This window comes from Maribacter arenosus (genome assembly GCF_014610845.1).
Classification (GTDB): Bacteria; Bacteroidota; Bacteroidia; order Flavobacteriales; family Flavobacteriaceae; genus Maribacter_A; species Maribacter_A arenosus.
The window spans coordinates 101,408-127,904 of record NZ_JABTCG010000005.1; the positions used below are offsets into that span (position 1 = coordinate 101,408).

Below are 26,497 nucleotides of genomic sequence, written 5' to 3' on the forward strand. Positions count from 1 at the left end.
TTAACCTTCATTTGAAAAAAATTTGATTTTTGGAAGAAAAAAATAAAAGGCAACCTCCATCAAATGAAGAATTTATGCCTCACTTGGCGTATGATTCGGTCATTTTCGGATTTAATGGAAAACAGCTAAAAATCCTTGTGTTGGAATATCACAATACCGACTTTTTCGCCCTTCCTGGTGGTTTTGTCAAAAGGGACGAAAGTGTTGACGATGCCGTTAAAAGGGGGCTACGGGAAAGAACCGGTCTAGAGAACATCTATCTGGAACAGTTCCACACTTTCGGGGATGTTTCCCGTCCGGCGCCGGATGTGATGCGGACCATTCTAATGAACAATGGCTACGAGGTCAAACACGATTACTGGATGTTCGACCGCTTTGTGTCCATTGCCTATTATGCGCTTATCAATTATGAGGAGGTAAGTCCACTACCGGACGAACTTTCCGATTCCATCAACTGGTATTCCCTTGACGAACTACCTTCATTAATGATGGATCATCAGCAGATTGTTGACAAGGCCTTGGAAACCTTACGCGAAAATCTAGATAAGAAGTTGGTAGGCATGAACTTACTTCCCCAAAAGTTCACGATGAAAAATTTACAAAAAGTATATGAGGCCGTGCTAGGGGAAAAATTGCGCCGTACCAGTTTTCAGCGTAAAATGTTGTCCAAAGACATTCTGGTACGCCATGAAAAATTATTTAACGGTGGGGCCCACAAAGCACCTTATTTATATAGTTTCAAATCTAAAATAGTCAAAGAGCCAGAAAAGGTATGAGTTCGCTGACAGGGCATTTTCGATAAAAATCAGTATGAACTTTCTAAAAAATTAAATCAAATAAACATGAAAAAATCAATTTCAATTTTAGCACTTGTTTTGAGTGTATTCTATTCCTGCAAAGAAGAAAGCAAAAAAACACAACAGACCCTGGAAACTCCCGAAAGCATGAGCGAGGAAGTTTCAAATTTCGGTGGCTTGGCCCTCTATACGGTCCGTGATGCCATGGGCGAAGATGCAAAGGCCACCCTAGAAAAAGTGGCCGAGGCGGGCTACAAAAACATAGAGGCAGCGAGTTATGCCGATGGAAAATTCTATAATATGTCCCCTACGGATTTTAAAAGCTATGTGAACGAATTGGGGCTAACCCCCATCAGTACCCATCAAGGCAGCGTGACCCTTGACCATGCCGATACCATGATGGCCGATGTGAAGGCGGCCGGTTTTGAATATTTTGTTATTCCCGTTCCACCGATGGGCATGTTCGAGTTCAATATGGAGGAACGCACCATGAACATGAAAGGTACCGCAGCAGAATTGGCGGATATATTGGATACCTTAAGAGAAAAGGCCAACGCAGCCGGACTCAAATTACTCTATCACAACCATGACTTCGAGTTTAAGACGGATAAGGACGGTGTGGTCATCATCGATCACCTATTGGAAAACTGCAATCCCGAATTCGTCAACTTTCAAATGGACCTGTATTGGGTTACCAAGGCAGGGGCCGACCCCGTGGCCTATTTTGAAAAATATCCGGGACGCTTTAAGATATGGCATGTGAAGGATATGGACGACCAAGGCAGGTTTGCCCCTGTTGGAAAAGGAACCATCGACTTTTCCCGAATCCTTGCGGAAAAAGAATTATCGGGCATGGAATACTATATGGTGGAACAGGACATGACCTACGAAGGATTGGAACCATTGGAAGCCATTAAGATAAGCCATGAGGGATTGAGGGAAATCGGGTTTGAATAGTTCTTTCTCGTTTTAATTCGATCGATTTACCTGTTGTTCACTCAACAAAAAATGTCGTTGACGGATTTATTAGAATCGTTCTATTGACTAAAAGATAAATTTATTGGCAGAAATAATAGGAGCAAAACATTGCTGAAAAACCATTAAACTATATAATCATGAAAAAATATATCGTTGTCTTACTGATATTTACCTGTTTGTTTTCAGGCCCAAATCTACTTGCCCAGACCCAAGTCATGACAGGGGAAAATATCGCCGTAGCCAATACCGAATCCGGGAAAGTCCGTGGATATATCCACAACGGTGTTTATACCTACAAAGGCATCCCCTACGCGCAGGCGGAAAGGTTTATGCCCCCGCTAAAGGCCAAGCCTTGGGAGGGGATTCGAAGTTCTACGACCTATGGCCCGGTCGCGCCTTTGATGACGCCTACAACGGAGGTACAGGACGAACCCGAATTCGTTTTCGATCACGATTGGGGTTACACCAACGAGGACTGCCTTCGTATCAATATCTGGACACCCAGCATTGACGACGGTAAAAAAAGACCCGTGCTTTTTTGGATACATGGTGGTGGCTTTACTGCAGGATCCAGTCAAGAACTACCTTCGTATGATGGCGAAAACCTCAGCAAGAAAGGAGATGTGGTCGTGGTCTCCATCAATCATCGATTGAATATTTTAGGATTTCTGGATCTATCCGCCTACGGAGAAAAATACGAGCATTCGGCCAACAATAGTATTTTGGATATGGTCGCGGCCCTCGAATGGGTCAAGACCAACATTTCCAACTTTGGAGGCGACCCGAACAATGTGATGATTTTTGGGCAATCGGGCGGGGGTGCCAAAGTGAATACCTTAATGGCGATGCCTAAAGCCAAAGGGCTTTTTCATAAAGCGGTCAACCAAAGCGGCTCCTTTCGTACCGGCATTCTTGAAAAAGAGGATACCCAAGCTATCGGCGCCGAGGTACTTGCGGAATTGGGTCTATCTACCGATCAGGTGGATAGCCTTCAGACCGTCCCTTTTGAAAAATTGAGCGCAGCTGGCACCAAGGCCCTTAAAAAGGTAGAGGAAAAAATGAAAGCGGAAGGCAAGCCCCTTTCGGGCTTCGGATTGGGTTGGGGACCAAGCGTGGATGGGAAGGACCTTCCCTATCAGCTGTTTTCCGAGGAGGCATTTGCACTGTCGAAAAACATCCCCTTGTTGATCGGCACGGTCAAAAATGAGTTTGCGCCTTTTGCCAACATGCGTTTTGTCGGGGCTTCCGAAGAAACGATTATGAACCATATCAAGGAAACTTATAAAGAGAAATCCGATGCCTACATTCAGGCGGTTAAAAAGGCGTATCCCACTGATACTGCTCCTAAAGACTTGTTGGACGTAGATACCATGTTCAGGCCTGGGGCAGTTGTTCAGGCCAACGAGAAGTCCTCCCTAAAGGATGGTGCTCCAGTATATATGTATCTGTTTACTTGGCAATCCCCAGTTTTTGATGGCAAGTACAAATCCCTACACTGTATGGAACTTCCCTTCGTATTCGACAATATTGAACGCGCCAAAAATATGACCGGGGGCGGACAGGAAGCACACAAACTTGCCGATAAGGTAAGCCAGGCCTGGATCAATTTTGCCAAGACCGGAAACCCGAATCATAGCGGATTGCCCAATTGGCCTGCCTATACTACTAGCGGTACGGACACCATGCACTTCGATACTAGCTGTGCGGTCAAGCCGCAGCTGGACAAGGAATTGTTCGATTTGGTCAACAACCAATAATAGAAAACACAAACTAACTCAAAATGGAATCTATAAAAAATTCAATACAACTAATGTGTTTGGCCCTACTTGTTCTGGTAACGGCCTGTAGCCCGAAATTCTCCGAAGAGGCCAAAACTGATTTTAACCTTGTAAAAAATGAGGGTGGAAGTACCCTGGGTTACAACCCCAATTCCGGGATAAAATTGTTAACGTTAGATCAATACGCTTTTAAGGACCTGAATAAAAACGGAACCTTGGACGCCTATGAAGATTGGCGATTATCGGCAGATGAACGGGTCAAGAAGTATCGAGAATAATATTTTGCTAAATAATTTAGGCTATTTTGAAACAAACTGGACATAAACATATGAAAACAACAAGACCGATTACTGTAATTCTACTTTTCTTTATAATATGCATGCACACCCATATCATAAAGGCGCAACCCAATTTGGCCGATTTCAAGAAAAGGTTTGCCCAAATGGAAAAAGAAAACCTAGACAAAACCTATGAAGGCATTCTTACCTCGGATGGATTGCAAAAAGGGCTCTTCCCCATCGCTTCGACGCGAGTATCGACAGAACCCATCAAAAATGCCGCCGAAACCTTTTTTAAGTCGTTGAGCAATGAACAATTGGCAAAGACCCAATTTGAAGTTCAGGACAAGGAATGGCAAAAATGGGCGAATGTGGACAATGGACTGTACAAACGGCAAGGAGTCAGCATCAAGGAAATGTCGCAAGAACAACGAAAATTGGCCTTTAAATTAATGCAGGAGGCACTAAGTGCAAAAGGTCTGCAACTGAGCAAAGACATCATGAAAACCGACCAAACCCTGCGGGAGCTCAATAACGACGACCCCATTTATGATGAGGAACTGTACTTTTTTACGCTTATGGGGAAGCCCTCGATGACCGAGCCTTGGGGCTGGCAGATCGATGGGCATCATTTGGTCATCAATTATTTTATTTTGGGCGACCAAGTTGTGATGACCCCGACCTTCATGGGTGGCGAACCCATCATTACCATTTCCGGAAAATATAAGGGTAACACCATCTTTCAGGATGAACAGAACATAGGCTTGAAGTTCATGCAATCCCTTTCCCCCGAACAGCAAAAGGAAGCTACTTTACCGGAGGGGAAAAGAGGAAACAATATTGCTGCAGAAGCCTTTTCGGATAATAAAACGGTAGACCACCAAGGGTTACTGGCCAGTAAAATGACCAAAACACAAAAAGAGCAATTGTTAGGTCTTGCCCATCAATACATTTCAAATATGGAAGAAGGTCATGCCAAGGTTAAAATGGAAGACATCAAAAAACAACTCGATAACACTTGGTTCGCTTGGATCGGTAAAACTGATGAGGATGCGGTATTCTATTATCGGATCCACAGTCCGGTCGTCTTAATCGAATTCGACCACCAAGGGCCGATCGGAATTCAAGGCCAGGGTCGTGAGCCCACAAGAAACCATATCCATACCATGGTTCGAACTCCTAATGGAAATGACTATGGAAAGGATTTATTAAAGCAACATTTGAAGGCGCATCATGGTCATGAATAAAAATGCGAAACCTGAAGTTCTAACCGTTCAAAAAAAAGAGGGCGGTTTTGCAATAAAGAAAGTTATGGCTTCAATATCATGTTGCAGCTAATGGGTAACAACAGTTTAACGAACACATAATTTATCATGCTAAAAAAAATCCTAATCGGGTTAGGAATTGTACTGATCGCTATTCAGTTTATACGCACTGACAAAAACGAATCGAACGATCTCACTTATGATATTTCCACAAAATACATGATACCCAACGATGTAAACCATCTGTTACAGGTTTCCTGCAACGATTGCCATTCCAACAAAACTGAATATCCTTGGTATTCGAATGTGCAACCTGTTGCGTGGTGGCTCGATCATCATGTCGATGACGGCAAAAAGCATTTAAATTTTTCTGAGTTTACCAAAATACCGCTCTTCGTTCAAAACCATAAGTTTGAAGAAATCATCGAAATGGTAGACGATAAGGAAATGCCATTGCCTTCGTACACTAATTTTGGGCTTCATTCAGAGGCGAATTTGTCCGATGAACAACGTAAGATGATTACGGATTGGGCAAAGATACAAATGGATTATTTGAAGAATAACTATCCAGCAGATAGTTTGGTCTTTCCAAAAAGAGATGCGGCACCGCCGAAAGGTTGATTAAATCCAATAAGTATTCGATTAGAACTATTTCAAAAACCATTTTCGGACCGTCTCCTCCGCCATTTTATTGTTTGGGGTAAAGGCATTGTTCTCACGCCCGCGATATTCGAGATAACTCGGGAATTTCCACCAAAGAATTCCTTGGCACCAAAGTTGGTTTTCAATGCCTTCGAATATTATTTCATAACAGCGTTTCTGATGGTCTTCGTTAAAACTGTCATCGCCATCAGCATGTGGATTTTTCCAGGGCATATTGATACTCCGGAAACCGATTTCGGTAAATACGATTGGTTTTTTATACTCTTCATAAACGGTCTTGATCTTTGTTTTGACGGTATCGAATTTCGCTTTCAGCTCCTCGACCGTGGGATCGTCTTTTTTGCTTAGTGGGTAGTAGCAGTTGAGGCCGATAAAATCAAGTTCGTCCCAAAAGTCGATATTTTCGAACTCCGTACCCCAATTGGCGGCGTAGGTAATTTTTCCATTATACAAACCTCTGGTCTTTCGTATGATTTCCCGCCAAGCATCCCCGTGACCAAGCGTTGCTTTGGTAAATTCAACACCAAGGCTGAGGGCATCCATATCATGGATTTCCGCTAAAAAAGCATAGTGGCGTATCCACCGATAATACTGGTCAAAAAATAGCTTCCAATCGGATTCGTTCGACATCTCGATATCGCCGGGCCAACTGCCTCCGCCTACCCAGACTTGAGGTTTCAATACCGTAAACATGCCCAAAATTTTGGCTTCATAGGCCGAATGCACCAAACTTTCGTCATTTTCATCATTGGCACTATCACTAAATCGGAATGGTTCGGGTTTTTTACTGTCACGCATAAAGGTATAGGGCACCAAGGCCAAGGCATTGCTGCCCATTTGAATTTGTTTTTTGATGGACTCCGTTGCTTTTTTGGAAACATACCCGTTATAGATACCGTGGCCTTCGTGGGCAAAATTGAATCCTTTGAGATAGGGTATTGAGGTATCGTCTTTTTTTCCGAGTTCAACGTTTTTGGCATTCTTGAAGAGAAACTGCTGCCATCCGGTTTCCAAATCTCGGATTTCTTTTTTGGAAGGAATCCAATCGGGATACTTTTTCAAAAAAATTTCCTTGCCCCAGGTTTCCAATAGAAAACCCGTTAGGGAGGCCGACAAACAATCAACGACCAAGGGAGATTCAATCCCCACTATTTCGTTATCCAAAAGTTCGGTCAAGGTTAGAGCGTTACCGGATTTGTACAAACGAGCCGTCCAATATCGATACCCTTTCCGTTGCCATTGTTCGGTAAAATAGATAGGCAATCCGCGCAACAAAGCCTTTGTTTTTCAGCACCTATTAAATGATACACCGCAAGTGCGTTTTCCTTTTCGATAAAGTTTTCGGTGTACTTTTCGTTGATTACGGTATGTACCGAATTGTCGATAGGGTCAAAATGAGCTTGCATTGTATTGCCGGTCATCAATCCTTTTTCCTCGGCACTTTTATACGTATGATAGGTCATTGTCGGAAGCTGACGGTTATTCCCAAAGAAGTCTAAAATAGAATTTGTCGTTTCTTCAATTTTGGTCGCAAGTGAAAGAACAGCTTCAGGACTAAGGGCATTCTGATGGTCTATAAAATCGAAATGCGTAGAATTATGTATCAAATCGTTTCCTGAAGAAAAATCAAATAAGGTCGATTCGTCCAATTTCCAATCTGAACCAAAATCGCCCATCACGATTCTTGTATTGTTGCGGTAGATTTCATAATCCATGTTTTGTCGAAAAAAGGAACGGCCTCCTTCCTTGACCTTGTTCTCAAAAAAATCATAGATTTTGGATTCTTCCATACCGGTTAGAACATTAATGGGCAAGGTATCGTTTTCCATATTCGGATACGAGCCTATGGATAGCACGGTATTATCCGAGGTATATTCCTTTTGATTGAATCGGATTTTATCCACCTCTAATTGAAATGGGATATTGTTGGTCATCCGTTTTAGTATTGGGTTGCCTTTGGGGGTGCCTACTAGATAGATGATGTTTTTTTCAATATCGGAATCGATTGTTTGGGAAGCTTCTTTAAATCGGACGGCAACACTTCTCCAGGAATCATCTTGTGGGATTTTGGACAATGAATCCAGTATAGTCTGGTATTTTTCCGTTAGTTTTTTGTTTTCCGCACCATAAACGACCAAGATTTCCCTCTTTTGAAAAAAGCTCCGCCGCAGTTGTCGACGGGTGGGGATGGAATCATTTTCCGAAACATCGGTTCCTGTGTCAGTATTATCCTGTAATACGGAAAACGCACCAAAAATGAAAAGGCATGGGGCGATAATCCAAAAAAGATATTTCATTTTAAATTTCATACTCAGCAGTAGCTACCAGGTGTTCCTATCATTTTTTTTGATGAACAAATTGCAAATTCATACTTATTCAAAATTCGAATATTCTTCATAACTCAATCCATGTCCAAATGGATACAAGGGATTTTCCGAATCATGCGGGACATCCTCCTTTTGATTCTCTACTGCTTCCACACTCGACGGAAGTTCAATAGGCAGATTCCCTGTCGGATTAAATTCTCCAAAAATCATCTCTACTAGAATTTCGTCCTCACAATCAAAATCTACAATAAGCGATTTACTGGCGGTATTGATTTCCGGAATGACAGCTGGCCGATTCATCGTCAATATAGAAACGGTTGGTTTTGTATGGATCAAATCCAACAGTTTCCTTTTCTCGGCATCCGGAAAGTCCAATCTTCCCTGATGGAATATTCGCTCCAGAAAATAGTTAGTATCGGTTACAGGGGTATAAGGTGTTGTTAATTTTAAGAGAATAATATCGGCCTCTTGAGGGGTTTTCACAACGGTCGCATACCCGGTCAAGGCTTCAGGATCTAATCCTTCTGAAAACACTTTGATATTTTTTGAAAGGGGCAGTATATTTTTTTCATTTTTCAATAAGACCAATGATTTTCGTTGTGCTTCTTTCCCTTTTTCCTTAAAACTTTCATTTTCAAAAACCTTGAGATTCTCTTCTTTCAAATAAGGGTCATCAAAAAGCCCAAGGACAAACTTGTCGTGCAAAATTCGTCGAATCGAAGCATCGATACGCGCTTCGCTAATACTGCCTTCCTTTACCAACTCCACTACAAGGTCGGCACAAGATTCCCCTCCGAACATATCGACCCCGGCATCCAGTATTTTCTTTACCCGTTCTTTTTGTGAAAGATCTTCGACACCCCAAGCCGATGCTTTTTTCGCGGGGTTATCGGAAACCAGCGCCCAATCGGTACAAACAACACCTTGATAGCCTAATGAATCCCTTAGCAGATCTGTAACGATTTCTCTATTAAAACCGAAGGCCACTTGTTCTTCAGTAATACCAACGGGAACGCCATAATACAACATTATTTGAGCAGTTTTGGCGGGTAAAGCTCCGTCAACAAAAGGTTTCAAATGGTAATCGAACATACCTCCCGGATAAACCTGTTCTTTTCCGGTTTCAAAATGTGCGTCCATACCATCTTTTTGAGGGCCGCCACCAGGAAAGTGTTTGGTCATGGTCAATACGCTTGAATTGTTCAAGGTATCTCCTTGGAAACCCAAAATATAGGCTTTTGTCAGTTTCGCACTCAATTCGGCATCTTCCCCAAAAGTAGTATAGGTTCTGAACCAACGAGGTTCGGTCGCGAGATCAGCCATGGGGTGTAAGGCCAAACGAATACCGAGTGCAGTATACTCCTGACGTGAAATATCGCCGAACGTTCGTATCAAATCAGGATCACCAATGGCCCCGAAACCCAATTCAGAGGGCCACCGTGAATGATACCTATCTTTCCCGGCGGCTTCACTGAAACGAAGACTATGTCTAGGGTCTGAATAGAAGGTAACCGGAATTCCCAGTCTAGTACCTTCAGCAATTTTTTGGACTGTATTGTTTAGTTCCAAAAGTTCTTTTGCAGTCGCAGCGCCAGGCATGTCCAAATGGTTGATCATTACCTTGGTAATCAAAGAATCGACTCGCCCCATATCCTCGCCCATATCGATTCCCGAAATGGCATTGAACAGCAATCCGGCCTTTTCTTCCGTATTCATCTGGGACAGCAGGTCTTCGATTCTATCTTCCAATGCAGCTTTCGGGTCTTCATAGCTATCGAGCTTGCCATTCTTATTAAGGTCTCTAAACGACTCGGTCGCGGGATTTTCCTTTTTAGAATTACAGCCCAATAGAAAGATGGCAAGGAATAGACTAAGCGCCAGTTTTCCGTTTTTTCGCCAAGAACTATTTATTTTTTTCATCTAAGAATTTGAGTTGGTTTTTGCTTTTTTACATGCTTCAAAGATCCATCGTTGAACGTACGGACAATTGATTCTATTGATTGATAATGCCGTAGGCTAAAAATAAGGTTTTTAGTCCAACACTTATTGCAAAACCTGTCATCGACAGATTTTGTCCAACAAATGACAATTTTATCCGACAATGTTGTTTGAGGAACAGTTTCTGTCGTTTACAGAAAATAAAAATGGTATTTAGAACAAAAGCCCAAATTTTAAACAGTCAATTTTATCCAGCGGATATCATTAATAATATTTGTGCCATTCTTCTCCCCCGGGATTTTGAATTTAACAAATGTAGATACCCTATAAACATTCATTGTCAATTCATAATATTATCAACGTAAACCCTTAATTAATTATTCATAACTAGTATTTAAATTTTGACACTATGAAAAAAGTTGCTTTTAGTTTTCTGTTAATTGCTTGTGCCACGCTAACCGCACAATCGACTTGGAAGTCCGATAACGCACACTCCAAGGTAGGTTTTGCCATAACCCACCTGATGATTTCGGAGGTCGAAGGGCATTTCGGGGAATTTGATATTACAGCTACCGCTGATGATACTTTCAGCGAGCCCGATTTTACCGTTGATATCAAAACGGCCAGTATCGACACCGATAACGATCGGAGGGACGAGCATTTACGCAGTGCCGATTTTTTTGATGCGGAGACGCATCCTTCCCTGTCCTTTGCCACCACAGGATTTGAAAAAACCGGGGACAAAACCTTCAAACTAACCGGCGACCTGACCCTACACGGTGTGACCAAACCCGTAACCTTGGAAGGCAAGCTTAACGGAATCATTACCGATCAGCGCAGTAAAAAATTGAAAGCCGGGTTAAAATTGACCGGTACCGTAAACCGATTGGAATTTGGAGTTGGCGGCGATACCCCGACATTGGGCGACGATGTTGAAATGACCATTAATCTCGAAATGGCGCAACAATAAAGCATAGTTGATGTTTGTTAGTTGAAATGGTCTTGGGGCTTGCACCTTGGGCCGTTTCCAACAAACGCGAATTTTAAGAAAAATAATAGTACAATGGCCAGTCCAGTTCAAAATGGAAAAAAATATTTCAAGTTCATCATTTGGTATATGATCTATGTCGGCATATTGATCTGGATCGTCACTACCAACTAGCGGAAAATTAAATTATGGGAAGAAAAACAGAACAGGCCTTTAGGGTCGTCCATCGGTATTTGGGCTTCTTTCTGGCCGGAATCATGATCGTTTATGCTATCAGCGGTATCGTGCTCACTTTTAGGAATACGGATTATCTGAAAAAGGAAATCCATATTGAAAAGACCTTGGAGCCGAACATTGCCGCCGAGGACTTAGGCCGCGCCCTGGGCATGGGACGGTTTCAAGTGGATAAGGTAGAAGGCGACCTCATGTACTTCAGAGGCGGAACCTATAATAAAAAAACAGGAGTTGCAGATTATACCGAGAAGAAACTGCCGCTGCTGTTGGAGAACATGAACAAGATCCATAAGATGCATTCTGGCCATCCCCTGTTTTGGTTGGGTATTTTCTTCGGGGTCTCGCTTTTGTTCTTTGCCGTTTCCGCCTTTTGGATGTTCAGGCCCACCACCTCGGTATTTAAAAAGGGAATGTACTTTACCATTGGCGGGATTGCGTTGACGATTATTTTGCTCTATGTTTAATGGGTCATAAAAAATTCTATTCTTAAAAATATGTTGATATGAAACAGTCCGTATTTTCTTATAGACCTCTTTTCGCCCTGCTCATTCTTTCAAGTTTTTTTCTTGTGAATTTTGCTCATGGGCAAAAAACAGCCAAAGATATAGACTTGGATTCCAAAGTAAAAACATTTCTCAAGGAGAATAATAACAGTTGGCGCGATATGAATGTCCCAGCCTCTGACGGGCAGTTGCTCTACGATATCATCGTGGAGAAGGGATATACCAAAGCCCTTGAGATCGGTACTTCTACGGGGCATTCCTCCATTTGGATCGCTTGGGCGCTTAGTAAGACCGGAGGTAAATTGACCACAATCGAAATCGATGAATCACGCCATAAAGAGGCACTTGCCAATTTTAGGGAAGCCGGATTGTCGGAATATATCGATGCCCGTTTAGCCGATGCCCATGAACTGGTAAACGAACTTAAAGGTCCCTTTGATTTCGTTTTCAGCGATGCCGATAAGGATTGGTACACCAATTATTTTATAGCGGTCGACCCAAAATTGGAATCGGGAGGCTGCTTTACCGCCCACAATGTCCGTCCGTTGGAAAGCAGTCGCAGGGGAATGGCGGGAGCGCAGGAGTATCTGAAATACGTACAAGGTCTTGATAATTACACCACTACGGTCGACGGTTCTGGGAGCGGTCTGGCCATCAGCTACAAAAATTGATCTCAAGTGCATAGTTAAGGGAAGATGGGCCTATCAAGAAAGCTAAGGCTTTTCCTCCTGATCACCAGAGTGCTGGCCAATCTGATCAGGACCAGTATTTTTCCCATTCTGGGTGTAATCGACGCATTCAAATTGCGAAGGTCTAGCCGGTCGGTCCTGAAGCTTCCCGATTATCATTGGGTACAGCTCTTATAGCTGTCGGTAAACTTTTTTATTTTGACAATGGCCTTTTTTGAACGTCCGGCCGAATCCTCGGTCGAATTGCTGACCGTACAGATCGGAATATCCTTTTTGCTTATTTTAAAAAAAACTACCGACCTTGAACCGGTTAAACAGATTACTTATGAAATACGTAATTACAATTTTTTTACTATTGATCTGCAGTTGTGGTTTTGCGCAGGAAAATATTACTATTTCAGGACAGCTCTATGATGGGGAAACCGAAGAAACCATGCCCTTTGCAAATGTAGCCTTACACGGTTTTGACGACAATATATTGTTAACGGGAGCCATTACCGATGATAATGGCAGGTTTGAAATATTGGAGATTCCCCTTGGTAAATACCGGCTTTATTTTTCGTTTTTAGGATATACGACTACTGAACGAACTCTAGTGGCAGATGGCTTGAACACTATTTTTGATTTGGGAAAAATCGAACTCGCCCCCAGTGCGGAAGCCCTGACCGAAGTAGAGGTCGTCGGAAAACAGGAAACCACCAATTCAGACCTCAACAAAAAGACCTTAAATCTCAATAATACGATTGCGCAGTCGGGGGGTTCGGTCTTAGATGCCATGAAAACCATGCCGGGGGTAGCCTTTGACCAAGATGGCAAAGTAATTCTACGGGGCAGTGATAAAGTAGTGGTCCTTATAGACGGAAAGCAAAGTAGCCTAACGGGTTTTGGCAATCAAAAGGGATTGGCGAATATTCCCGCCTCCAATATTGAAAAAATCGAGATCATCAATAATCCATCTGCAAAATATGATGCAAACGGTTTTGCGGGGATTGTCAATATCATTTATAAAAAAGAAAAACAAACAGGCTTCAATGGCGATGTCGGACTTTCATTTGGATTGGGCGCCCTCGGCAAACGAAAAGAAGATACACAAACCGATCTGGGCTCTTTTTCGGTAAATCCGAAATTGATTCCAAGTTTGAACCTGAACTATAAGACCGGGAAGTTGAACTATTTTATGCAATCGGAATTTATTGTCCAGGAAGCCCTTCCGAACAACGAGTTCACGACCCGAAATTATGATGATGGGAGAACTATTATATCACAAGTTCCTGAAAACAGGAAGCAATTTCGTACTATAGTCAACGGTGGCATCGATTGGGAAATTGACGGGAACAATAGCCTCACGATTTCAGGTCTTTACGACCGTGAAAAACATATTGATACGGCCCAGGTCGCCTTTATCGATTTAAATTCCGATAGCAGAAACCGATTCTATACTTGGGAGGAAAGCGAGGTAACCCGTTACATCAATGTGGCCGCGAACTACAAACACAATTTTCCGCAAGTCGGACATACACTAACAACCAATGTCCAATATACACAGGGGCTCGAAGATGAAACCTATTCCCTGAACGATAGCTCTGCGGTTCGTATAGGTAGGGATAAAACGAATATCCTTGCCATTGAAAACACCACGAGTTTTTCCTCCGATTATGTAAGGCCCTTGAAAAACGGAAGGATGGAACTGGGTGCTAAAGCTCGAATCCGCCGCCTCCCCGTTGATTATACCATTACGCCCGGGCAGAATTCCATCATCTATCCTAATTTGGGAATTTTTTCCGATTGGGGCGAAAATCTCTATGCGGGCTATGTCAATTACGTGCTGGAGAAAGAAAAATACGATGTTGAAGCTGGTCTACGTGCAGAACAAACGAACGTTTTTTACGATTTGGATCCAATCAATATTTATTATCCAAATAACGATGCATACGATTATTTCGAATTGTTTCCCAGCATGCGTTTTAGCTATAAATTAAACGGAAACAATAAGCTATCTGCATTTTACAACCGACGCATCGATCGCCCGGGCGAGCCTGAACTACGGGTTTTTCCGAAATATGACGATCCCGAGCTGTTGAAGGTCGGTAATCCGTATTTAAGGCCACAATTTACGGATGCCTTCGAAATTGCCCATAAATATTCCTGGGACAGCGGTTCTCTCTTTTCGGCGGTATATCACAGGATTATCAAAGATCAGTATATGCGTATATTCAGTATCGATGATTCTAATCCCGATTATCAAATTGTGAACCGTATCTACCAGAATACGGGCCGTGCCACAAATTCGGGCATCGAACTACTATTTAGCCAGGATTTTGGGAGCAAGGTTCAGTTTTCGACCAGCTTCAACGGATATGAAAACACCATTGATCCGTTTTTGGGAACCTTGCTGTTTCCCTTTGAAAGATCTTTTACCATCAAGGAATCCTCCGATACGACATGGGATGCCAAGCTCTCCGGCGAATTCAAGTTCGGTAGCGACCTAACAGCACAATTGACGGCGGTTTACTTTGCCGATAGAAACATCCCGCAAGGCAAACAGTTGGCAAGGGCATCTGTGGACCTCGGTTTTAAAAAAACGTTCTTGAAAAACAAAGGGGAACTGACCCTATCGGCGACCGACCTTTTTAACCGATTCGGTATCCGCCAACAAATCAACGGAGAAGGGTTTACTGCCCGCTATGAAAATCTTTATGAAACCCAAGTCGTTCGTCTGGGAACAAAAATCAGGTTTTGAAGCAGTTCAAAACGGGCCCTAAAACCTCAGGCAGCGCGTAGGCCTAACCAAATGTGGAAAAAAGTAAATAATCAAAATAAGGTTAGCCTCAAGTAGATTTTTTCGAACAAGGCCTTTGGAACTAAACTTCCAGGTCGACACCTAATCATCCACAAAATCATTAGGATAGCGCTTATTTCGTATCTTCCAAAACAATGTCGCGCTCTCCGGCCTATTTGAAACACCAAAATCCACCACTACTAGCAAATGATCGACATGCCAACGGTAAGAAACCTGAAGTCGAAGCTCACTTCCCTGATGACGATAGGGGTAATGATCCTGTGCTGTACCTCACAAACATTTGGTCAGGTTCCATCTGGCTATGACTTATGGTTGGGTTATGGCAAGATTGAAAATGTAGAATTACTGCGCCAATATGAACAGGCCGCAACTTCGATTTATTTCCAAAATAACAGCGAGATTTTGGAAGCCGCCCAAAAGGAGCTCAAGAGGGGTCTAGGTTCGATGCTAGATCGAGCGGTCGATTTTACCGATTCTTTTAGTACTGCGAATTCCATGGTAATCGCTAAAAAAGCCGGACTTGACAAAGCTATTATGAAATCGGTCGCGGCCGATCTTGACCGAATCGGCAAGGAAGGCTTTGTTATCAAGTCGGTGCAGCTAAAAGACAAAGACATATTGGTTATTTCCGCAAATGAAGATATAGGCATTCTCTACGGGGTTTTCCGGTTATTGCGGTTTATGCAAGGCCACAAAACACTAAGTTCAATTAGCCTTGTAGATGCCCCGAAAATAGCCATTCGTATGCTCAACCATTGGGACAACCTTGACCGGACCGTAGAACACGGCTATGCCGGTTTTTCACTATGGAACTGGCAAAAATTACCGGAATATATCGACCGGCGCTACATCGATTATGCTCGTGCCAATGCTTCCATCGGCATCAATGCCGTTTCCCTAACGAATGTGAACGCCAATGCCTTAATTTTGACTCCTATGTATTTGGAGAAGGTACGGGCACTGGCCGAGGCCTTCCGACCCTATGGCATAAAGGTATATTTGACCGCACGGTTTTCCGCACCTATTGAAATTGGAGGTTTACGCTCAGCTGACCCGCTAAACGCAGAAGTGCAGCAATGGTGGAACGACAAGGCGGAAGAAATCTATGCCCAAATTCCCGATTTTGGGGGCTTTTTGGTAAAGGCGAATTCCGAAGGTCAACCCGGGCCACAAAACTACGGCCGTAACCATGTAGACGGAGCGAACATGATGGCAAGGGCATTACAGCCTTTCGACGGCAAGGTTATTTGGAGGGCATTTGTATATTCCGAGCATGATGCCGACGACCGGGCGAAACAGGCCTATAGTGAATTTGTTCCCTATGATGGCCAGTTTATGGAAAATGTCCTGGTACAGACCAAAAACGGGGCCATCGATTTTCAGCCGCGGGAACCCTTTCATCCCATGTTCGGGGCCATGCCCAATACTCCCCTGATGATGGAATTCCAGATTACCCAGGAATATTTGGGATTCAGCACCCATTTGGTTTTTTTGCCCAAACTTTTTGAGGAGGTACTTGATGCGGATACTTACCTAAAGGGAAAGGGTTCGACGGTGGCAAAAGTGATCGATGGTTCCCTTCACGATAAAAAGATGACCGGAATGGCTGGAGTTGCCAATATCGGAACTGACCTCAATTGGACAGGCCATCCCTTCGCCCAGGCCAACTGGTACGGATTTGGACGCTTGGCCTGGGACCCCTATTTGAGTTCCGAAACCATAGCCGATGAATGGATACGTGCCACCTTTTCCAACGACCCGAAATTTGTGGGGCCTGTTAGAAAGATGCTATTGACATCAAGGGAAGCGGTGGTCAATTATATGAATCCGTTAGGGCTTCATCATATCTTTGATACCGGCCACCATTATGGGCCAGGGCCTTGGGTAAGTGAACTCAGCAGGCCCGAATGGAACCCTACCTATTACCATAAAGCCGATGAATATGGAATAGGATTTGACCGTACCCCAACCGGGAGTAACGCTACCGAGCAATATGCCGAACCCTTGAGGTCCATGTTGAACGATCCCAAAACCTGTCCGGAAGAATACCTACTTTGGTTTCATCATCTTCCGTGGGACTATACCTTAAGGAACGGCCATACCCTTTGGGATGGTATCGCCCTGAAATATCAAGAAGGAGTAGATCAAGTCCAAGATATGCGCACTACATGGAAAAACATGGAACCTTATATTTCCAAAGCGCAGCACGAAGAAGTATGGATGCTTTTGGAAATACAGTTGAAGGAAGCCAGATGGTGGCGCGATGCCTGTTTGCTCTATTTCCAGACCTATTCAAAAAAAGAACTGCCCGAGGGGGTAGAAAAACCGACACGAACATTGGAATATTTCAAATCCTTAAAATTCCTATTTGCACCGGGGATTAGGCCCCGTTGGGATTAGCGGGCGACCGGAATATCGGCTCCAATGAAGCTTTGTGAATTTAATGGTCTTGCTCTCTCGCGATGTCGCCTTTAGCGAGCATAGCGAAGGACATACCATGGTACCGAACTGACCCACATTTATCGAATTCGCAAAAAAAATAAGTTGACTAAATCTATGGCATAAATGAAAAATCCAAAACGAATTTTAATGGGATGCCTGGTCGTTTTTCTGGGAACATTGATAGGAAACGCCCAGAACCAAATAGGTATTTTTGAGAACAACTTAGACATTGGTAGCTGCAAGCTAACAGGTTCTGCGAAATATTCCGAGGCTGACCAAACCTACATTCTGAACGGTTCAGGGACCAATATGTGGTTCGGGAAGGATGACTTCCAATATCTGTGGACGACCATCCAGGGAGATTTTATCCTACGGGCGGAGGTTTCCTTCATAGGGGAAGGTGTAGACCCACATCGCAAGGTAGGATGGATCGTGAAGAACAGCCTGGATACGAATTCAAAGCACGTAAATGCCTCCACCCATGGCGACGGCCTGACGTCCCTACAATACCGGAAAGAGGTCGGGGCGGACACCGAAGAAGTTGTTTCGTCCAATACCTCCCCCGATGTCATTCAGCTTGAACGTCGGGGCGACACCTACATCATGTCCACAGCGAAATTCGGGGAAGAATTTACGAGCGTTGAGCTACCTTCGGTACAATTGGATAACGAGGTGTACGTGGGGATCTACATTTGCTCCCATAATCCGGATGTCCTGGAAAGAGCGACGTATAGAAATGTTCGGATCATCCGACCCGTAGATTCCGACTATGTGCCGTATCGTGATTACCTTGGCAGTAACCTTGAAATTATGGATGTCGCCACAGGGAACCGGGAAATTATTTATCGATCGGCACATTCGATTCAGGCGCCCAACTGGACCGTGGACGGAAAAAAGTTGATCTATAATTCCAAGGGCCACCTGTACAACTACGAATTGGCGTCCCATAAAATAACACCCTTGAACACCGGTTTTGCGGTAAACAATAACAACGACCATGTATTGACCTTGGATGGAAAACTATTGGGGATAAGCAATCACAACCAAGAGAACGATGGAACCTCAGCCATTTACTATATGCCTACGGAAGGGGATTCCTTGCCTAAAATGGTCACCAAACCCGGAGTAGGTGCCTCCTATTTTCACGGATGGTCCCCCGACAGTAAAAAGATGGTCTTTACCGGAAACAGGGACGGCGCCTATAACATCGTTACCATCGATACTGCTTCCGGAAAGGAACAGAAGCTGACCGACCTGGATACCTTGGACGATGGGCCGGAATACAGCCCGGACGGCAACTATATCTTTTTCAATTCCGCCCGTACCGGAACCATGCAGCTTTGGAGGATGGATCCGGACGGCAAAAATCAAATACAGTTAACGTTCGATGAGCACAATGATTGGTTCCCGCACATCAGTCCGGATGAAAAGTGGATCGTATTTATTTCCTTTCCGAAGGAGGTTGACCCGAGCGACCACCCTTTCTACAAACATTGTCTGTTGCGGATAATGCCATACGAAGGTGGAACGCCCAAGGTGATTGCCTACATTTATGGAGGGCAGGGCACAATTAACGTTCCCTCATGGTCGCCCGATAGCAAGAAAATTGCGTTCGTTACCAATACTAATATGGGTTATCACTAGTACATTAAAACAGGGAATTTACTAAATCGACTAGTTTTAGCACCCATTTCGATGAAACTGCCGCTTCAGGGATTGAAAAAGGAATATCTAAATTCTCACTGTTGTAGTTTACGAGACAATTATAAAAGCAATCTATTAAGGAAAGTGTCGTGTATCAAAACGGTAAGACATGCAATAAAAGTTCAAAATCAAGCAAATGTCCTTCGCAAAAGCCGTTGTTTCTAGAATGAAGCTTATTGAAAAAAGATAGCTTTAATTTTTTACTGAAAAACGACCAAACCAAGAGGCGGAATATCTATGGTAATCGAATTTTCATAACCGTTCCATGGAGTATCCGTGGTGCTCACATCGTTGTTAACTAGACCACTACCCCCATACTTAGTGGCATCACTATTCAAAACTTCTACTAGTATCCCGTTTTTTGGAACACCTATTTGGTAGTTTTTTCTAGGAACGGGAGTGAGATTACAAGCAATGATGATATCGTTCTTTTTGTCATGCCCTCTTCTGATGTATGTGAGTACGGAGTTTTCGTGATCTCCGTAGTCGATCCATTGAAAACCTTCGGGACTGAACTGTTTCTCGTATAAGGCTGGATACGACTTATAAAAATGGTTCAAGTCTTTTATCAATTCTTGAATCCCCGAATGAACGGGGTACTCGGTAAGATGCCAATCGAGACTTTTTTGAAAGTTCCATTCCGAGGTCTGTCCGAATTCACCCCCCATAAAAATAAGATTGGTGCCGGGATGGGTAAACATATAACCGAACAATAATCTAAGATTGGCAAATCGCTGCCATTCATCGCCCGGCATTCTGTATACCAGCGATTGTTTGCCATAGACTACCTCGTCATGTGAAAATGGCAGCATAAAATTTTCAGTAAACGCATACGTCATACTGAAAGTGAGGTCGTTCTGGTGGTGTTTTCTATAAATGGGTTCTTTTTTGAAATATTCCAAGGTATCGTGCATCCAACCCATCATCCATTTCATTCCAAAACCTAATCCTCCGTATTTTACAGGTCTTGAGACCCCTGTAAATGCCGTCGATTCCTCGGCTATGGTCTGGACATCCGGAAAATTACTATAGACCGTTTCGTTGAATTCCCTTAGGAAGGACATGGCTTCCAGGTTCTCGTTGTTGCCATATATATTGGGCTCCCATTCCCCGTCATCCCTAGAATAATCCAGATATAGCATTGATGCTACGGCATCGACACGCAATCCATCCACATGGTATTGATCCAACCAAAAAAGCGCATTACTGATCAAAAACGCACGTACTTCGTTTCTACCATAGTTGAAAATCAAACTTTTCCAATCGGGGTGATATCCTCTTCTTCTATCGGGATGTTCGTACAGGTGGGAGCCATCGAAATTTCCAAGTCCGTGAGCATCCTCCGGAAAATGGGAAGGTACCCAGTCCAAGATGACCCCGATATCGTTCTGGTGCAATTTATCTACTAGGAGTTTAAAGTCTTCCGGCTTCCCGAACCGGGATGTCGGTGCAAAATAGCCCGTCAATTGGTAGCCCCAAGACGGATTATATGGAAACTCCATAATGGGCATGAACTCCACATGGGTAAACCCCATCTCTTTTACATATGCTACTAAATCTTCGGCCAGTTCTGCATAGGTCAGGAATTTGTCGTCTTCACCACGCTTCCATGAGCCTAGATGCACCTCGTACACCGAATAAGGTCTGTCCAGCCCATTTTTTTTGGCGCGGTAGCCCATCCAATCTTTGTCCTTCCAGTGGTAGTCGGCATTCCAAACGACAGAACCAGTATGGGGCGGAACTTGGCACAGACGGGCAAAAGGATCCGCTTTCTCGGTCTTTATATCGTGATTGTTGGAATGGATTTTATACTTGTAGAGCGTACCTTTATCGATTCCGGGGATAAAGCCTTCCCAAATACCGCTGGAATCCCAGCGTACGTTCAGCTTGTGGTCACCTTCTAACCAATAGTTGAAGTCGCCCACTACGGAAACCGCCTTGGCCGTAGGTGCCCAGACTGCAAAATAAACACCCTTTTCCCCATTGATCTCGATGGGATGAGATCCCAGTTTTTCATATAATCGAAAGTGCTTTCCAGATTTAAAAAGATCGATATCGAAATCGCTAAATAGACTGTGCGGTACTACTTTTCCCATAGTTTAGTTGTTTTCATTGATTATGCCCATGATTCCTTCCAATGGAATAACCGCCCAAAGGGGCCTGGAATTCATTTCATAACCCAGTTCATAGACCGCTTTTTCAAGCATACAGTATTTTAATATAAAAATCCGCTCCTGTATGTAGCCGATATTCAGGTTGTTTTCTTGCATAAGACCTACGTAACTGCCCAAAAACAGACCAATGAAATACCGATAGAGTACCTCCCCGGCCTTGAACAGTTCTTCTTGGCTTTGTGGATAATTTTCGCCATCATTGAAAATGGTGGCATAAATGGCGTAGTGGAAGGAACGGAACATGCCCGCGACATCCTTTAACGGTGGTTGCTTTACCTTTCTGTCCCTTATCGTGCTTTCAGGCTCACCCTCAAAATCCAAAAGGTAAAAGTCATCGCCTTGCACCAAGACTTGCCCCAAATGATAATCGCCATGTATGCGAATGCGTTCCCCTTTCAGCTTGGTCCAATCGAAATTGACGAACCGTTGGCGTATTTTGTTCTTTCTATCTATAAACTCCTTGGCAAGGCTTAAGGAGAGTCCCTCCAAACGGTGCATATTGTTTTCTACGATATTGAGCCTGTTCTGGAACTGGTACAACAATCGGTTTTTCAGCCAGACCTCATAATCACCGTTGAAATGGGTGGGGGTAAAAGCGGTATCGCTAAATTCCGATCCTAGGGCGATATGCATTTCGGCCGTTCGCCTTGCCAAAGTCTGTATCTTAAGAAAAATATTGAGTCCCGCCCAATCGATTATCCGGGGAGGAACATCATTGATTCCCAGACTTGAAAATATCTGGGTTTCGGGCAATTGATCAATTCGTATATGTTTTACTTCTAAATTACGGAACACCGTTTTGAGTTCCTTAAGCATATAATCCCAAGCATCCCCTTGATTGGGAACGAGTTCCTGCATTAAGGCAATGGTAATATTAACATTATCGGCATCGATAACATTGATACTACCTTGGTAGGAAGGCGTATTTTTATAGCCCTTGTTTTCGGACAGAAACCGGCTCATTTCATAATCGGGGTTTGTATCGGAATAGATACGCCTGAAAAATTTCATCACATACGCATCGTTGATAATGATGGATGTGTTGCTCTGCTCCAACCCCATAAACTTCGAAGAACGATACTCGGTCGCGCCGAACGTATGACTTTTATGGTATCTGACCTTGGTAGTGTCGTTGGGAACTGCGGTCATGATGCGCTCGAATACTAATTTCCGAAAGGCCTCCAAATTCAACGCATCGATAATAAAACCTTCCTGCTCCTTAATGTCCAATGGCAAGATTCGCTCTTTCTCCGCAAAACTTTCGTCGGATACAAACGCAATGGGCAAGAAATAATGTTGGTAAAAAGCTTCCTCAAAATTTACTTCCAGTAGCAGGCCATAATATACTTCCTCATTTTGTTGGATCCTGAAATATTCTTGAAGTTCAATATATTTCAGTTTGCTCGATTTACCACCATACCAGCGCTGTTGCAAAATGTAATTTTCCAAAACATCAGAAAGAAAGACTTTTACAAAGGTCTTATCCTCCATTAATCGTTCCCAAGGGGTATCGAATGTATAATGAGGCTGTAAAACGGATTCTTTTTTCTTCTTTGCCATGCTTATTTATTTATTTGGAACAAATGAAACGGCAATGTCGGACCTAGCTCGATAAAGTTCCATTCCGAATTCCAATGATAGGTACTATCCGTAATCACATCGCGCATTTTGAACTCGTGCCCTTCATTTACCCCAAGCTGATGCAAAGGCATTTGAATCAATGCCTGTTGCGTTTGATGCGCATCTAAACTGATAACGGTAAGGGTCTCATCCGTTCGGTCGTCGTTCCATTTATAGAAGGCGATAAGTGCATCGTTTTCAATAGTGCAAAAATGAATATTATTGGTCTGCTGCAGCGATGCATGAGTTCTACGTGCGGTGTTGAACTTTTTAATCAAATAGGTAATCTTATTTTCGACCGTCCAATCCCAATGGCCTATTTCGTACTTTTCACAGTTCAAATATTCCTCCTTGCCCGGTAAGGCTGAAGAAACTCTGTATTCGAATACAGGCCCATAGATTCCCAGATTCCCGCAAAGTGTCGCTGCAAGGGCGTAGCGGATAAGGTGCATGGCCTCGTTGGCCCCTTGTAAATGGTACGGATTGATGTCGGGTGTGTTCGGCCAGAAATTTGGACGGTAATACTCCTTCATTTCAGTCTGGGTAAGCTCCTTCATATATTCGACGAGTTCGTGTTTGTCCACGCGCCAGGTAAAATACGTGTAGGACTGCGAAAAGCCCTGTTTGGCCAATTGCTGCATTACTTTCGGGCGGGAAAAGGCTTCTGCCAGAAACAGTACGTCCGGTTGTTTTTTCTTGACTTCGGCAATCAACCAGTTCCAAAAGAAATAAGGTTTCGTATGCGGATTATCAACTCGAAAGATGTTCACCCCACATTCTACCCAATGCAGGGCCACACTCAACAATTCTTCCCATAAGGCCTTATACTCTTTATTTTCAAAATAAAAGTTGACGATATCCTGATATTTCTTAGGAGGATTTTCCGCGTATTGGATGGTGCCGTCGGGCCGCTTCCTGAACCACTCAGGGTGTTCGGTGATGTAAGGATGGTCTGGTGCTGCCTGAAAAGCAAGGTCCATCGCCATTTCAATACCTAGGGCCTTAGCTTTTTTAATCAAGGCCTTAAAATCTTTCTCCGTTCCCAATTCGGGATGAATCGATTTGTGTCCGCCCAATTTAGAGCCAATGGCCCATGGAACCCCTGAATCCCCTTCTCGGGCCTCGGTGGAATTGTTCCTTCCTTTTCGGTTTTTCTCGCCAATAGGATGAATTGGAGGAAAGTAAATGACATCAAACCCCATATCGGCGATTCTGGGCAAAAGGGCTTCACAGTCCTTAAACGTACCGTGCCTCCCTTTTTCAGGAGATGAAGACCGAGGGAAAAATTCGTACCAAGTACTAAAATTGGCCTTTTTACGATCCACATATACCTGTAACGGCTTGCTGATATTGGCCAAAAAGCGTTGTGGATGTTTCAAAAACAGCTCGTGCAGATTTTCAGAAGTCGCTAGGGCAATAGCATCATCATATCGTTTGTCATCTTCAAATGTTTGAATCCAATTTTTTAATGCGGCCTTATCTTTCGCGGGAACTTTCTTCAGTAAGAATTTTAAATATTGTACGCCATCGAGAAGCTCACTCTTCACGTGCCGGCCATCTTTTAGTTTGGCCTCGATACCATGTTTCCAGTTCAGGGCATGATCTACCCAAGCTTGGATTTTATAATCATAAAAACCTTGCTTTTTGACCGTAAACGAGGCTATATGAACATCATCCCCCAAATGTTGCATACGTACTGGGGAGAATGTTTTTTCGTTTTCATGCCTGTAGAGTACCTCGGCCTGCATGATGTCATGGCCGTCGGGAAGTACATCGGCATACACTATTATTTTCTCGCCGACCACCCTTTTGATAAAATGAGCCCCACACTGCAATTGCGGGTTGATATTTTCAATAATAACACGTTCCTGTTTCAACATAATTCTCTTTTGATCGTTTGTTCCAATTTTAAGGGTTTCAAGGTTATTTTTGTCTTTTTCCTTGCCGATTTATAAGCTTATTCCTTTACCAAGACGAGATATTCCCAAGGTTTTAGTTGCACTGACTCATTCTGTTTGATTTGGTAATTTTTCCCTGAAAAAAGTTCGGTATAGGTACCTGTATGGTACTTACTTTCTAGGGTTGTGTTTACTGATTCTTTACTGAGGTTGGTAATAGAAATCACCATGTCTCCTTCTTTTTCCCTGGAAAAAGCGATGACTTGGCCCATTTTGTCATTTTTGATACGTATCATTTCACCTCCCCATTTACCGTTCCATAGGGCTTGGTTTTTGTGTTTTAGGTCAAAAAGCTTTTTGAAAATGATGGCGTTTTCATGGTCCTTCCATTCAATGGGGTCTTTTCCGAAGAAATCGAGTGATCGGTCCAAGCCTGCCTCTTGACCACTATAGACCATGGGCATTCCATCAATTGTGGTCATCAGGACCATGGCGGCATGAAGACCTTCACCAAAGTTTGAATACTGGGTGCCTTCCCAAGAATTTTTGTCATGATTGTCGGTAAAATTCATGCGATAGGCATTCGGTGGCCAAATGCTTACGTGTTCCGCAAGATAACCTTCCGTGAGTCCGTGAACACCTTGGCCTTTAGTGGTTATAGCGTGCAAATGATCCCAAAGGCTCCAGGAATAGGTCATATCAAAGGCGTATTTGTGTAAATCACGGTCTGCGGCCTCCGCAAGCATAAAAACGGGTTTGATTGCGTCAAGTTCCTTTCTCGCGTTTTCCCAAAATTCAATGGGAACAAAACTGGCGACATCACAGCGGTACCCATCGATATCAGCTTCCTCGACCCAATATTTTAAGGCTTCCGTCATGTATTTTCGAAGGCCTGGTTTGCTATAGTCAAAATCGATGATGTCGTCGTAATCCCGCCAAGGTGTTGACATGAAATTCCCTTCTTTGGTCTTGATGTACCAATCGGGATGCTCGGCTACAACAGGATTGTCCCAAGCGGAGTGGTTCGCTACCCAGTCCAAAATCACATACATGCCCATGTCATGAATTTTATTGACCAGATTTTTGAATTCGGCCATGTTTCCGAATTCGGGGTTCACCCCGTAATAGTCCTGTACGGAATAGTAGCTTCCCAACGTTCCTTTCCGATTTTTTTTTCCGATGGGATGAATTGGCATCAACCAAATAATATCGATACCCATATCCTTAAGACGGGGCAAATGACCCTCAAAAGCTTTGAATGTGCCTTCGGGCGTAAATTGGCGGAGGTTCACTTCGTAAATAGTAGCATTTTTGCTCCATTCAGGATGTTCCAGTTTTACATATTCCTGGGGTTGATAGTTCTCTTCCATGGTCTGTCCATTTAAAAAACAACAAAGGGCGAGACAAATCAATGAAGAAAA

Annotated in this window: 19 protein-coding genes; 12 read left to right on the forward strand and 7 right to left on the reverse strand. The window is 43.5% G+C overall.

Going from position 1 to position 26,497, the window contains the following annotated elements:
• The first annotated feature begins 74 nt into the window (after positions 1 to 74).
• The 6 genes from HPE63_RS14105 to HPE63_RS14130 all read left to right on the forward strand — a co-directional run bounded on the left by HPE63_RS14105 (position 75) and on the right by HPE63_RS14130 (position 5,717).
• Complete coding sequence (locus HPE63_RS14105; RefSeq protein WP_188314940.1) at positions 75 to 776, forward strand: NUDIX hydrolase; 702 nt, start codon at positions 75 to 77, stop codon at positions 774 to 776.
• A 66-nt stretch (positions 777 to 842) separates the two neighbouring features.
• Positions 843 to 1,754, forward strand: coding sequence for a sugar phosphate isomerase/epimerase family protein (locus tag HPE63_RS14110; protein WP_188314941.1), 912 nt, complete (start codon positions 843 to 845; stop codon positions 1,752 to 1,754).
• 158 nt (positions 1,755 to 1,912) lie between these two features.
• Positions 1,913 to 3,532 (forward strand): carboxylesterase/lipase family protein, encoded by a 1,620-nt coding sequence (locus tag HPE63_RS14115; protein WP_188314942.1) that lies wholly within the window; start codon positions 1,913 to 1,915, stop codon positions 3,530 to 3,532.
• A 23-nt stretch (positions 3,533 to 3,555) separates the two neighbouring features.
• Positions 3,556 to 3,831, forward strand: coding sequence for a hypothetical protein (locus HPE63_RS14120; protein WP_188314943.1), 276 nt, complete (start codon positions 3,556 to 3,558; stop codon positions 3,829 to 3,831).
• A 50-nt stretch (positions 3,832 to 3,881) separates the two neighbouring features.
• Positions 3,882 to 5,078: a DUF3500 domain-containing protein gene (locus tag HPE63_RS14125; protein WP_188314944.1), complete on the forward strand. Its 1,197-nt coding sequence runs from the start codon at positions 3,882 to 3,884 to the stop codon at positions 5,076 to 5,078.
• Between the two features lie 126 nt (positions 5,079 to 5,204).
• Positions 5,205 to 5,717, forward strand: coding sequence for a heme-binding domain-containing protein (locus HPE63_RS14130; protein WP_188314945.1), 513 nt, complete (start codon positions 5,205 to 5,207; stop codon positions 5,715 to 5,717).
• Between the two features lie 27 nt (positions 5,718 to 5,744).
• Here HPE63_RS14130 and HPE63_RS14135 read toward each other — a convergent pair whose 3' ends face one another.
• The 3 genes from HPE63_RS14135 to HPE63_RS14145 all read right to left on the reverse strand — a co-directional run bounded on the left by HPE63_RS14135 (position 5,745) and on the right by HPE63_RS14145 (position 10,006).
• Positions 5,745 to 7,034, reverse strand: a complete 1,290-nt coding sequence (locus HPE63_RS14135; RefSeq protein ID WP_188314946.1) for a glycoside hydrolase family 113 — start codon at positions 7,032 to 7,034, stop codon at positions 5,745 to 5,747.
• A complete protein-coding gene (locus HPE63_RS14140) occupies positions 6,938 to 8,056 on the reverse strand; it encodes a hypothetical protein (protein WP_188314947.1) in 1,119 nt (372 codons plus the stop codon). Before HPE63_RS14140 ends, HPE63_RS14135 begins: the two co-directional genes overlap by 97 nt.
• 75 nt (positions 8,057 to 8,131) lie before the next feature.
• The gene (locus tag HPE63_RS14145; RefSeq protein WP_188314948.1) at positions 8,132 to 10,006 is read right to left on the reverse strand and encodes a glycoside hydrolase family 3 protein; all 1,875 of its coding nucleotides are present in this window, start codon (positions 10,004 to 10,006) and stop codon (positions 8,132 to 8,134) included.
• Positions 10,007 to 10,433: 427 nt separating this feature from the next.
• Between HPE63_RS14145 and HPE63_RS14150 the strand changes: the two genes are divergently transcribed.
• From HPE63_RS14150 to HPE63_RS14175, 6 genes are all read left to right on the forward strand, one after another.
• Positions 10,434 to 10,994 carry a YceI family protein gene (locus tag HPE63_RS14150; RefSeq protein ID WP_188314949.1) on the forward strand — a complete coding sequence of 187 codons (561 nt, stop codon included), beginning with the start codon at positions 10,434 to 10,436 and terminating at the stop codon, positions 10,992 to 10,994.
• 206 nt (positions 10,995 to 11,200) lie between these two features.
• Positions 11,201 to 11,710: a hypothetical protein gene (locus HPE63_RS14155; RefSeq protein WP_188314950.1), complete on the forward strand. Its 510-nt coding sequence runs from the start codon at positions 11,201 to 11,203 to the stop codon at positions 11,708 to 11,710.
• A 38-nt stretch (positions 11,711 to 11,748) separates the two neighbouring features.
• Positions 11,749 to 12,420, forward strand: a complete 672-nt coding sequence (locus HPE63_RS14160) for an O-methyltransferase (RefSeq protein WP_188314951.1) — start codon at positions 11,749 to 11,751, stop codon at positions 12,418 to 12,420.
• A 343-nt stretch (positions 12,421 to 12,763) separates the two neighbouring features.
• Positions 12,764 to 15,178 carry a TonB-dependent receptor domain-containing protein gene (locus HPE63_RS14165; protein WP_188314952.1) on the forward strand — a complete coding sequence of 805 codons (2,415 nt, stop codon included), beginning with the start codon at positions 12,764 to 12,766 and terminating at the stop codon, positions 15,176 to 15,178.
• Positions 15,179 to 15,433: 255 nt separating this feature from the next.
• Entirely contained in the window at positions 15,434 to 17,638 is a 2,205-nt protein-coding gene (locus HPE63_RS14170) for an alpha-glucuronidase family glycosyl hydrolase (RefSeq protein ID WP_223198174.1), read from the forward strand.
• Between the two features lie 165 nt (positions 17,639 to 17,803).
• Entirely contained in the window at positions 17,804 to 19,324 is a 1,521-nt protein-coding gene (locus tag HPE63_RS14175; RefSeq protein WP_188314953.1) for a TolB family protein, read from the forward strand.
• Between the two features lie 260 nt (positions 19,325 to 19,584).
• Here the strand turns inward: HPE63_RS14175 and glgB are convergent, their stop codons facing one another.
• The 4 genes from glgB to HPE63_RS14195 form a co-directional block, all read right to left on the reverse strand.
• Positions 19,585 to 21,480, reverse strand: coding sequence for a 1,4-alpha-glucan branching protein GlgB (gene glgB / locus HPE63_RS14180; RefSeq protein WP_188314954.1), 1,896 nt, complete (start codon positions 21,478 to 21,480; stop codon positions 19,585 to 19,587).
• A gap of 3 nt (positions 21,481 to 21,483) precedes the next feature.
• On the reverse strand, positions 21,484 to 23,118 hold the full coding sequence (locus HPE63_RS14185; RefSeq protein ID WP_188314955.1) for a maltokinase N-terminal cap-like domain-containing protein: 1,635 nt from the start codon (positions 23,116 to 23,118) through the stop codon (positions 21,484 to 21,486).
• Between the two features lie 2 nt (positions 23,119 to 23,120).
• Positions 23,121 to 25,058 (reverse strand): alpha-1,4-glucan--maltose-1-phosphate maltosyltransferase, encoded by a 1,938-nt coding sequence (locus tag HPE63_RS14190; RefSeq protein ID WP_188314956.1) that lies wholly within the window; start codon positions 25,056 to 25,058, stop codon positions 23,121 to 23,123.
• Between the two features lie 77 nt (positions 25,059 to 25,135).
• Complete coding sequence (locus HPE63_RS14195) at positions 25,136 to 26,446, reverse strand: alpha-amylase family glycosyl hydrolase (RefSeq protein ID WP_188314957.1); 1,311 nt, start codon at positions 26,444 to 26,446, stop codon at positions 25,136 to 25,138.
• Positions 26,447 to 26,497: the final 51 nt, after the last annotated feature.